This is a genomic window from Bacteroides sp., assembly GCF_029057325.1.
Taxonomy (GTDB): domain Bacteria; phylum Bacteroidota; class Bacteroidia; order Bacteroidales; family Bacteroidaceae; genus Bacteroides.
The window spans coordinates 1-8,846 of the sequence record NZ_JAICZW010000127.1 but is presented as its reverse complement, the minus strand read 5'-3'; the positions used below and the strand labels follow the sequence as shown (position 1 = coordinate 8,846).

At 51.2% G+C, this 8,846-nt stretch carries 8 protein-coding genes; all 8 read right to left on the bottom strand.

Going from position 1 to position 8,846, the window contains the following annotated elements; translation table 11 throughout:
• Positions 1-257 precede the first annotated feature (257 nt).
• Complete coding sequence (locus K2G43_RS07465; protein WP_297643455.1) at positions 258-935, bottom strand: OmpA family protein; 678 nt, start codon at positions 933-935, stop codon at positions 258-260.
• Between the two features lie 161 nt (positions 936-1,096).
• The gene (locus K2G43_RS07460) at positions 1,097-2,425 is read right to left on the bottom strand and encodes an MATE family efflux transporter (RefSeq protein WP_297643454.1); all 1,329 of its coding nucleotides are present in this window, start codon (positions 2,423-2,425) and stop codon (positions 1,097-1,099) included.
• 17 nt (positions 2,426-2,442) lie between these two features.
• Positions 2,443-3,606, bottom strand: a complete 1,164-nt coding sequence (gene nagA, locus K2G43_RS07455) for an N-acetylglucosamine-6-phosphate deacetylase (protein ID WP_297643453.1) — start codon at positions 3,604-3,606, stop codon at positions 2,443-2,445.
• Positions 3,607-3,665: 59 nt separating this feature from the next.
• Positions 3,666-5,006 carry an ABC transporter substrate-binding protein gene (locus tag K2G43_RS07450; RefSeq protein ID WP_300153856.1) on the bottom strand — a complete coding sequence of 447 codons (1,341 nt, stop codon included), beginning with the start codon at positions 5,004-5,006 and terminating at the stop codon, positions 3,666-3,668.
• Between the two features lie 3 nt (positions 5,007-5,009).
• A complete protein-coding gene (locus tag K2G43_RS07445) occupies positions 5,010-5,801 on the bottom strand; it encodes an ABC transporter permease (RefSeq protein WP_300153854.1) in 792 nt (263 codons plus the stop codon).
• Positions 5,798-6,586, bottom strand: coding sequence for an ABC transporter permease (locus K2G43_RS07440; RefSeq protein WP_300153852.1), 789 nt, complete (start codon positions 6,584-6,586; stop codon positions 5,798-5,800). Before K2G43_RS07440 ends, K2G43_RS07445 begins: the two co-directional genes overlap by 4 nt.
• A 117-nt stretch (positions 6,587-6,703) precedes the next feature.
• Positions 6,704-8,089 (bottom strand): polyamine ABC transporter ATP-binding protein, encoded by a 1,386-nt coding sequence (gene potA / locus K2G43_RS07435; protein ID WP_297643449.1) that lies wholly within the window; start codon positions 8,087-8,089, stop codon positions 6,704-6,706.
• 583 nt (positions 8,090-8,672) lie between these two features.
• Positions 8,673-8,846: response regulator (locus tag K2G43_RS07430; RefSeq protein WP_300153859.1), on the bottom strand; the 174-nt coding region annotated here is incomplete at its 5' end.

The following is an 8,846-nucleotide window of genomic DNA, read 5'->3' as shown; positions in this document are numbered from 1 at the left end:
AACCAAACTGCACCGTTTGGGATGGCACCACAAAGTGGAAATAGATGAAGGCATACACCGTTTGTATGAATGGTATCAGAAGGGGATTTGCATCAATCACCAGACGAAGTAAGAAGGATGCGGTGAGGGTGTGCCGAAATGAAAAGAGACTGATGTCGTAAACATAATTCAGGCACGGATTACACTGATTATGCGGGATTTTTTCTTTTGCCAATCGGTGTATTCCGTGCTGTTTTTTATCTGAAAGCAGATGGCTGTCAGCTGTTTGCAGCTTCCGCTTCCTGAATCATCCGTTCGCTGGCATACATATATATTTCTACGCGGCGGTTCTGTTCTGCAGATTTGCTTTCATCATATTCGTTATAGCCTACACCTTCTACCTTCTTGAATTGGGCGGGTGAGACACCGCAATCTTGCAGATAGTTTTCTACGGAATAAGCGCGGTTTTTGGAAACTTTCATGTTGGCCTCGTATGTACCTACCTTATCTGTATGGCCGATGATGGCAATATCAACGGAAGTGTCTTCTTTCAGAATCTGTGCGAGGTCACGCAGGGAGGCTTTTGCTTCGTTGCTCAATGCGGAAGAATTGAAGCCGAACAGGATGCCTGCTGCAAAAGATACTTTTACGGCGGGCAGTCCGTTGGCGTCAGTCACTTGTTCTACTTGTGCGCCTTCGATCTTGGCCGCTTCGGCAGCCTTCTTGTCCATTTTTCGGCCAATGACAACACCGGTTCCTGTGCCGACTGCCGCACCTATCGCCGCACCGATGGCGGCTCCTTTGCCTTTTCCTATCAATCCGCCGATAATGGCTCCTGCCGCTGCACCGGAACCGCCTCCGATTACGCCGCCTTTTGTTTGGTTGTTCATTGTACCGCAACCAGCGAGCAACAATGCTCCGCTTAGCAATAATGCTGTGAATCTAATTGTCTTCATATTCTTTTAGGTTTAGTGATTACTTGTTTTATAGTCGGGTTGAAATATCCTGTGAATAGCTTCTTAGCGTTTGCAATTCAATTCAGTCTGACTATGTTCTGCAAATATATGACATATTAACCAATTTGTGTATCTTAAAGTTCGTTTGTAGTGTTCTTTTTTTAGAGGATTTTTCGTTGGATGATGACGAACCATGTCGTGAGGATGATGCCTTTGGCAATGGTGGTTCCGCTTACAGCCCACCAGATGGCATCCACTCCCATGCCGATATGCACCAATAACAGCGCCACCGGTATGCGCAGGTAATTGCATCCGATGCTGACTATGGCGGGAGGCATGGTACGTCCCAGTCCGTAGAAAACACCTTGCATCGTAATCTCCATCATCATGAACATCTGCGAATAGCCGTCGATACGGAGGTAATCGCCCCCCACGCGGTAGGCTTCGGCTTCGGGCACGAAGATGGCGAACACCTCGTTGCCAAAGAAGATGAACAGCAGCGAACAGAGGCTTCCGAAGATGCCTGTCATCCACAGGGTGGTGCGCCACGCCTGCTTCACGCGCGACTTCTGTCCGGCGGCATAGTTCTGTGCGATGAACGTGCTTAGGCCGGTGGAGAATCCTTGCGACGTATTCCAAGTGATGGCTTCGATTTGCCCTCCGGTGGTGAATGCCATCAATCCGATGTGGCCTCCCTGCTCCGAGGCGGTGCGCGACAGGAACATGTTGACGAAAGCAAAGAGTGTGTTCAGCATGGCTACGGGAAGTCCGATCCTGAAAATGTGCCGGGTGTATCTCTTTTTCAGGGAAACAAGGAGCGGGAAGCCGCCAAGCAAGTTCTCCTTTCTCCGCAGTTGGTAAATAAAGATGCCGAATACCGTTGCTTCGGAAACCCAGGTGGCAAGTGCCGCACCTACAGTTCCCCATCCGAAACCGAATATGAATAATGGGTCAAGGAGGATGTTCAACACCAATCCTGTTCCACTGATGTAGAAAGGAATCTTGCTCCGTCCGGCAGCGTTGTAGATGCCTGTGAAGGCAGCAGAGAGAAAGATGAACGGAAAACCCGTGGAGACGATGCGCAGATAGGTGACGGCATTCTCCGTGATGTGTGTCGGCAGTTCGAAAATGTTCAGAATGGGGGTGGCGAACAGATAGAGCAATCCGCCCCAACAGAGTGAGATGAGCAGGGCAATCGTAGCGTTGTGGGAAGCGAAATTACGCACATCCGTTTCGTTACGTGCCCCGATGGATTGCCCTACACTTACTTCTGCGCCCACTTTGCTCAACAGGGAGATGGAACCGGACATCCACGTCAGTATGCCCACCGCACCGATAGCGGCAACAGCCTCACTTCCCAATCGTCCCACCCATGCCATATCCGTCAGGCTGTATGCCATTTGTATGAATGAGGTTGCCATGATAGGCATTGCCAAATGGAACAGTTGACGGTTGATGGGGCCTTGGGTGAGATTCTTGATTCCTTGCACAGATATGGGGATGTTTGTTAGAACAGGGTGTTCGTGCCTTCTATCAGGTTGCCTTGTTGCCATACGGCACGGACGTTCAGCTCCTTGTCCAGTATCAGGATGTCGGCATCCTTGTCTTTCTGGAGTGAGCCTTTGCGGTCATATACTCCCATGATGCGGGCAGGAGTTTCAGAGGCCATGCGCAGGGCGTCTTCCAATGGAATGCCCGCTTTCACCATGGTGCGCACCAGTACATCGCTGGTAGCGATGCTTCCTGCCAGTGCCGAACGGTCGGCAAGTTTGCATACGCCGTTTTCGATGATGTAGCGCGGGTCGTTGATCTCTTTTTCATCGGTTGCGGCGCAGGAGAGGGCATCGGTCACGAGGCAGGTCTGCTCCACGCCTTTCAGCTTGTAGGCCAGGCGAAGGATGGTGGAAGGCAGATGAACGCCGTCGGCAATTAGTTCGATGGTCATGCCGTCTGTCAGGTACACACTTTCCACGGTGCCTTCGTATTTGTATTCGCGGCGTTTGTGGAAGCCTGGCATGGCGTTGTAGAAGTGAGCGGCGTGGGTGAATCCGGCTTCGTATGCCTGGCGGATACCGTCGTATTCGGCTTCGGTGTGCGAAACGGCGGCAAGGATGCCTTTACTGCTGATGTAGCGGGCAAAGTCTAATGCTCCCGGCAGTTCAGGAGAAGCGTCCCAACGGCGGATGCAATGGGTGCTTTCCACCAGTCCGCGATACTCTTTTTCGTCAATCTCTTTCACGTGTTCGGCAAACTGGCTGCCGGCCATTTTAGGGTTGAGGTAAGGACCCTCGATGTGTAGTCCCAATACAGGGCTGTAGGGCTCTTCCATCAATTTCTCGCAGATTCCGGCTGCTTGATGCAACTTGCTGAAGGCAGAAGAGGAGAGGGTGGGGAAGAAACTGGTGGCACCATGTTGCAGATGGGCATGGATAGCGGTGCGGAAAGCTTCTTCGGTACATTCCGTAAAGTCGTGTCCGCCGCCGCCATGGGCGTGCATGCTGATAAAGCCGGGTACGATGTACATGCCTTTGGCATCGATCATCCGGGCACCTATCAGTGCGAGGTCACAGTTAGTCACTTCAAGAATTTTTCCGTCGCGCATCAAGACGGAACCTTCATTCAGCCAGCCTTGCGGGGTGAATATACGTCCATTGATAATTTGGGTAAGCATTTTCAGATTTATGATTTTAGATTTATATGGTGGCAAATGTAGGGATTCTGGATTAGAAATCAAAGAAGTTTTTTCCGTTTCCTGCGGAGGCGATGTTTCTGTTTTTGCTTGTACTTGTGTATTTTTCCGTACACCAGCCAGACGAAGAGCACGCCGAAGACGGCGAATATCAGCAATACAATGCCTGTATTGAGGTTATCGCCCTTCACGCGGCTCCACATCTCCAGCACCAGTTCCGTGCGATCGCCGAAATCGCGAATCATGGCGCAACGCTCCACTACTTTCTTGTCGGGATACTGAACCGGGTCTATTTGTAAATTGTCTGCTCCGGGCAGGGAGCCGAAGAAATAGCTCAGATCAGAATAGGTGTCAAGTGTGGTGTCTATCTTTGCTTCCATGATTTCAGGCGTTGCCACGGCGCTGACGTATCCGATGGCATCCATATTGCGTAAAGCTATCTCCGGTTGGCAGAGGTAGTTGATGAAATAGCTTGCGGCTTTCGGGTTGCGGGCATAGCGGGGGATTACCCATCCGTCGTACCAGATGTTGCTTCCTTCATCAGGGACGATATAGTCCAGCTCTACGCCTACGGCGGCGGCTTCCTCAATCGCCCATACGGCATCGCCGCTCCAGGTGAAGTTGAGCCAGGTCTTGTTTTTGGTCATCATCTCTTTGCCGAAGTCTGCTTCCCATCCGGCGATGTTGGGCTTCAGCTGTTTGAGGTACTCTTCGGCGAGGGCGATGGTCTCGGAAGAGTTGTCGTTCATCAGTTGCTCTACGGTGATGGTACCGTCCTCCAGTTGCCGGGTGTGGGCGTAGATGATGGCGGTGCCGTAGGCATCGCGGTAACTGTCTTTCATCAGCAGCTTTCCCTTGTTTTTCTCGTTCCACAAGCAGTACCAGCTTCCGGCTTCCTCTTCGGTGATGAAGTTCTTGTTAAAAAGGATGCCGGCGGTGCCCCACATATAAGGCACGGCATAGTCGGCGGTGGTTCGTCCCGGCTGGCTGGTCTTGTTCAGCTCCTGCCGGATGTAGGGGGAGATGTTCGGCAGGTAGTCGGGCGTGTTGCCGAAGTTGCGGTTGATGGGTTGCAGCAGGTCCTTCTTCAGCATCCGCTCGATGATGTATTCCGAAGGGCATACCACGTCGAAGTCTTCGTGTCCGCGCTCAATCTTCGTGAGCATGATTTCGTTGATGTCGAACACTTGGTAGATGAGGCGGATCTCTTCGCCTGTCTGTTCCTTGTACCAGTTGGGAAATTCGGCCAGCACCTCTTCGTCAATGTAGTCTGCCCAGTTGTATATCTTCAAGATGCGGCTGCGCTCTTCCGTGGAGCGGCTGCAAGCGGCAAGCATTCCGAAGCAGCACAGCGAAATCAATAGGTAGTTTATTCTTTTCATGATTTATTCTTTTTTCGACTTTTCGGCCCGTTTATTGATGACAATCAGCAGCACCAGCACCGTCACGAAGATGAGGGTTGATAGCGGCCGCAGTTCCGGAGTCAATCCACCTTTGCGCGCGTCGGCGTAGATGTAGGTGGAGAGAGTTTCCAGCCCCTCGTTTCCGATGGTGAAGATGGTGACGGCAAAATCATCGATGGAGAGGGTGAAGGAGAGGATGAAGCCGCTGATCATGCCTGGCAGAATCTCCGGTAGAATTACTTTGCGCAGTGCCTGAAACGGGGTCGCTCCCAAGTCGAGCGCTGCTTCGTAGATGTTCTGGTTCATCTTCTTGAGGCGGGGCATCACGCTGAGCACTACGTAGGGTGTGCAGAAGGTGATGTGCGCCAGCACCACTGTGGTGAACCCTTGCGAGATGCCGCAACTGACGAAGAGCAGGAACAGCGACACACCGGTGATGATGTCGGCGTTCATCATCGGGATGGCGTTGGCCAGATTCATCGCCTGTCGCGTGCGCGAGCGCAGGTTGAAGATGCCGATGGCGGCGATGCTTCCCAGTGCCGTCGATGCCGTGGCGGCAATCAGGGCGATGACAAATGTGTTCCAGATGGCGTTCATCAACGAATGGTGCATTCCCCCGGTGAAGAGCGAGCTGTAGAGGCGGGTGGAAAATCCCGTCCAGTTGCCAAGCACTTTCGCTTCGGTAAACGAGAATATCATGATAATCAGGATAGGCGAGTAGAGCAGCGCCAACAGCAGCCACAAGTAGCCTTTTGCCAATATACGTTTCATCATATCACACCTCCGCTTTCATTGGATGTGCCGTCTTCTTCGTTGGTGAAGAGAATTGTCACGCCTATCAGCAGCAGCATGATGAGCGAGAGGGCAGCACCGTAGTTCCACATTCCGTTGTATATATTCTCTTGCACGGTCGTGCCGAACAGCTTGATGTTGTTCATCGTCAGCAATTCGGCGATGGCGAAGGTGCTGACGGTGGGCATGAATACCATCACCACGCCGCTCAGGATGCCCGGCATGGAGAGGGGCAGAATCACTTTGCCGAATACTTTCACCGGATCGGCTCCCAAATCTTGTGCGGCTTCTATCAGGCTATGGTCCATCTTTTGCAACGTGTTGTAGATGGGGTAAATCATGAACGGCAGGAAGTTATAGACCATGCCGAATACCAGTGCGCCTTCGCCCAGCGGCAGACTGAGGAAGTCGAACAATGCCACGGTAGCGAGTGTGCGTATCAGGATGTTCACCCACATGGGCAGGATGAAAAGTACCACCATGGTGCGCGAGGTGCCGAATTGCCGTTGGCTCAGGATGTATGCCGCCGGATAGCCCAACAGAAGGCAGACAAGGGTGGTTATCAGCGCGATGCCGATGGAATAGATAAAAGTGTTCATTGCTTCGGGGTGCATCATGAACTTGCGGAAGTTGGCGAGCGTGAACACTCCCTCGGCATCCGTGAAGGCATAGAGCACGATGAGCAGCAACGGCACTATGACGAAAACAAGCAAGAACAGCGCGTAGGGTATCGTCCAGTTGCGCCGGCGCATGAAGAAATTGATCATTTTCAGATTGATGATTTTAGATTGATGAATTCAGATTTCAGACTTATAATTTCAGATTGATGATTTTAGGAGAGGACCGCACGTTGAATGGCGGTTAGCACGCCTCATAAATCTGAATCATAAATTTGAAACAATCCGTATCGCTTCCGGTGCCATCCGTATGCCCACCCGGTCGCCGTCATCCCACACGTCGTTGGTATCAACAAAGATGTCCTCGTCCCAGTCGGTGGAGATGGTCAGGTGATAGTGGTTTCCCTTGTAGAGGATGAACTTCACTTCGCCTGTCAGTCGTCCGTCCTCTTCGTTATCTTCGAGGATGACGTTCCGGAAATCGACCTCCACTTTTACGGGTTTGTCGGGGTCGATGTCGGGTGCGGGAAGGCATTCAAAGGTGCATCCTAAGAATTCCACGTGGGTCTCGTCTATCAATCGTCCTTCGAAGGTGTTGCAGGTGCGTTCCTTCTTCATCACGTGGATGTCGAAGGGCTTCACCAGCAGACCCACTTCGCGTCCGGCTTCGAAGGCGTGGTAGTCTTGCACCATCAGTTCGTAGCCCTCGCGGGTCTGCACCAGCATCTCGTAGTGAACACCTTTGAAGATGCAACTCGTTACGGTGCCCGTCAGTTGTGCGGCCTCCGAGGGGTCGAAGATGTAGATGTCTTCCGGACGAATCACCACATCCACCTGCGCCTGACAGCCAAAGCCCTTGTCCACGCACTCGAACTCGTGTCCGCAGAAGGTGACAAGCTTGTCCTTTATCATTACTCCGTTCAGGATGTTGCTCTCGCCAATGAAGTCGGCCACAAAAGAGTTTATCGGCTCGTTATAGATGTCGGTCGGTACGCCGATTTGTTGAATCTTTCCTTCGCTCATCACGACGATGGTGTCGCTTAGCGTGAGCGCCTCCTCCTGGTCGTGGGTCACATAGACGAAAGTGATGCCCAGCTTCTGGTGCATCTCTTTCAGTTCCATCTGCATGTCCTTGCGCATTTTCAGGTCCAGTGCGGCAAGAGGTTCGTCCAGTAACAACACTTCCGGTTCGTTGACGATGGCGCGGGCGATGGCCACGCGTTGCTGTTGTCCTCCGGAGAGGGAATCCACGTCCCTGTCTTCATAATCCGTCATGCCCACCATGCGCAACGCCTGCTTCACCTTCTTCTCGATGGTGGCAGCGGGCATCTTCTTCAGCTTCAGGCCGAAGGCGATGTTGTTGAATACGTTCAGATGAGGAAATAGGGCGTACTTTTGGAATACCGTGTTCACCGGACGTTTGTGTGGCGGTGTCTGCGTAATGTCTTCGCCGGCAATGGTAATCACTCCTTCTGAGGCCGTCTGAAAGCCTGCGATGAGGCGCAGCAGAGTAGTCTTTCCACAACCGGAAGGCCCTAAGATAGTTACGAACTCGCCCTTGCGGACAACTAAATTCACATCATTCAGCACGGCTTTGTCACCAAAGAACTTCGATACGTGTTCTACACTGATGATGCAATCGGACTTTTGCATAAGCGTCTGTTACTTTATTCAAACGAATTAAACAAATTTCTTTTCAAGTTTCGGACGTGCCTGCCCCGCACAGACAGAGCGTTTGTAAACTGAAAACAGATCCGAAACCTCAATCACTCTTTTCAGTGGTGCAAAGGTAATCATTTCCTTAAAACTTTAGGGTATAAATGAAAAGAGTTGTGAAAAGAGAGGCATTTTTTTACTTCCTTTGGCAAGCTCGTCTTGCAATAGCCCTGATATATATCGCTCTTTGGGGAGAAGCGTCGTCTTTATAGATGGGGGACAAGTGATGTTATTGGTGTTAAGGTAGTAAGTTTATGGGGGATAGATATGCTTGCCGTCATACGGCGGGCTTACATAAATTGGTGACTTGTTTCTATCTGTCGGGAGTGGTCATATCGAAAAAAGTGTTTCTGTTTCTTGTAAAAAAACGATCGGATTTATCCTTAGTAACATTCACTGCACCCATTGTGTGCTACGCTTAGTCGTGAGCCGATGGATGGAAACCTGTTTTGTTCAGATGAGTGATGGTAGTATGGTTGTTGCCTGTATATAAATAACATGATCCATGAGTTCAAGCTGTTCAGAGGAATTTTTTGACGTGGTTTTTCAATTCCACAGGGCTGAACGGTTTCAAAATATAGTCTTCGGCTCCGGCTTCAAGCAGGCTGATGCGTTCTGCGGAGTTTTCTTCGCTGGAAAGCATTACGAACGGAATGTGCTTGAACAATGTGTGTTCTTTCAAGTAGTGTAGAAA